The 1,911-nt window shown below is 34.7% G+C and carries 4 protein-coding genes; all 4 read right to left on the bottom strand.

The genetic code is table 11. The features are described 5' to 3' along the window. On the bottom strand, positions 1 to 410 hold a 410-nt coding region (locus SPADD19_RS05860; protein ID WP_061455594.1), incomplete at its 3' end, for a GNAT family N-acetyltransferase. 15 nt (positions 411 to 425) lie between these two features. Then, a complete protein-coding gene (locus SPADD19_RS05855) occupies positions 426 to 812 on the bottom strand; it encodes a hypothetical protein (protein ID WP_061455499.1) in 387 nt (128 codons plus the stop codon). A 61-nt stretch (positions 813 to 873) separates the two neighbouring features. Then, entirely contained in the window at positions 874 to 1,284 is a 411-nt protein-coding gene (locus SPADD19_RS05850; RefSeq protein ID WP_061455498.1) for a DUF7668 domain-containing protein, read from the bottom strand. Positions 1,285 to 1,387: 103 nt separating this feature from the next. Further along, positions 1,388 to 1,911 (bottom strand): hypothetical protein (locus SPADD19_RS05845; protein ID WP_061455497.1); only part of this gene is annotated, 524 nt, incomplete at its 5' end.

The raw sequence follows: 1,911 nt of genomic DNA, 5'->3' as shown, positions 1-1,911 counted from the left end.
ACTTTCTGAAAACCCAAAGCCAAAAACATTCTTTGACTTTGAGTATTAAAAGGATAAATTTGAGCAGTTACCTTAACCATTTCTTTCTCTTTGGCCAGCTGTATCATTTCAGAAATACATCGTCTTCCAATCTGTAAATTCTGATACTCTTTGCTGATCACTATAGAAAGCTCTGAATTATCTTGAAGTGTCACATCTCCAACTAAAACTCCCTCATATTGGATATAATAGCAAGAACCATGTGAAGTTAGGTAATCATACATTTTATGAAGTTTTGTTAGATTGTAAATCTGATCAGTATTATCCACTTGTTTGCAAACCTCACTATCTTGATACCAAAGAAGGGAGATGTCATCATTCCTATAATAAGGAATAAGAGTGATCTGATCGTCTACTATTCTATTCATCATGACTTCTTCTTATTTCTATTTAGAGTTTTCTTCCGATACTTCAATATTCCCCATCAACCAATTGGACATCTTTTTGCCTTTGTCTTTATAAGGGTTGGGAGGAAACAAGGTAAAAGGGGGAATGCTGGCATCTGGGAAGAATAGTTCTACGTTTATCGTTCGCTCGCGATTATGATCGACGTAGGCTGTAAAATAGATATGGTAATGTCCACTCACATCACCACCATTATCGTATTCTCCTCTAGCAGTTTTTGGCAAGAGCGTCACAGATTCTATGCCCTGCTTTTCCTGAGCTAAGTGTGCGATGATCTCACGCTTAATAGCAGCCTCATGACTTCTGACGAAATTCCCATCATCACTATATCCAGGATGCTCACTAAGAGAATAGAAAACAATAACCATCAGAAAAGGGAGAGAAATTAAAAAATAATTAGCTTATTCGATTTTAACATGGGGGTCCTTACTAATCTGAATCAATATTAAGAAATCTCACCTTATAGCCATCTTTGGTATATAAAAATTCTAATTGAAGGGTCATATCCACTAATTCTGAATTAGAAGTCATCTCATAGTCAACGGCAAACCCAGAATGGTCATTATAATCATAAATCTCCAATTGAGAATACTCATAAGGTGGATGGAAATTACATGCCACTCCATATTCATCAATCGTGTCAAAATCATTTAATTCAAGTGTTTTTTCAACATATCCAAAGAATTCATTTAAATCGTCAATCTCAAATTCGTCAACATAATTCTTTATATCTTCATAATTTTTTAAGTGAATATCTTTTAAAATATTTGTGATAACCTCTATAACTTTTTCTCTTTTATAACTATCATCTCTCTTTTTAAATCTATCGAAAAATCCCATAAGGAAATCCTTTCTCACTGAACATATTAGTTTACTGAGATGTACTTATCCCATCGCTTTAAGGGCCTATCCAAATAAGAATAAGCCTGATTTTTTATCTAATCTAGGAATTATGAATTAATTGCTCCAATTCTACTTCTGAAAGATATCCATGATTGTATAGTTTACTTAACAAGGCTTCATCTACGGTAATTTCATAATAGTCAGTCACAAACTCATGAAATCTCTCAAAGCAATCAAAGAGGTAAGATAGCAACCATTCTCCGCATTCCTGATCTTGGTAAGTCTGTTGATGCGCGTGACCGTCATACCAGATAAAGAAGGTTGTTTCATCTTTTTGTTCTTCTGAATAAAGTGAGACATACTTTTCATCCAGTCCTTTATAAAAACTATCGATGATATCTTGATTCCACTCGTCAGCACCAAACTGGCTTAATCTACTTTCATGATCAAAGCCTTTTATAAGGATCATTTTATCAGTCATAATCACATCTAAAGAATCACCAGATCCATTATCAATAAGATAGCGGACTCCATAATCTTCCTCAGTCTTAATCACGAGTCTGAGCCAATCCTCACTCGGATCTGTCAGATATTCGTCAATGACTAGCAAGGCATCTAAGCGAG

The sequence above is a fragment of the Streptococcus parasanguinis genome (genome assembly GCF_001578955.1).
GTDB lineage: Bacteria > Bacillota > Bacilli > Lactobacillales > Streptococcaceae > Streptococcus > Streptococcus parasanguinis_U.
This window is presented reverse-complemented; position numbering and strand designations above follow the sequence as displayed.

Bases quoted from the DNA above. Each gene is read 5' to 3' on its own strand.
- SPADD19_RS05850 (WP_061455498.1), bottom strand. From the start codon at position 1,284: ATGGGATTTTTCGATAGATTTAAAAAGAGAGATGATAGTTATAAAAGA.
- SPADD19_RS05855 (WP_061455499.1), bottom strand. From the start codon at position 812: ATGGTTATTGTTTTCTATTCTCTTAGTGAGCATCCTGGATATAGTGAT.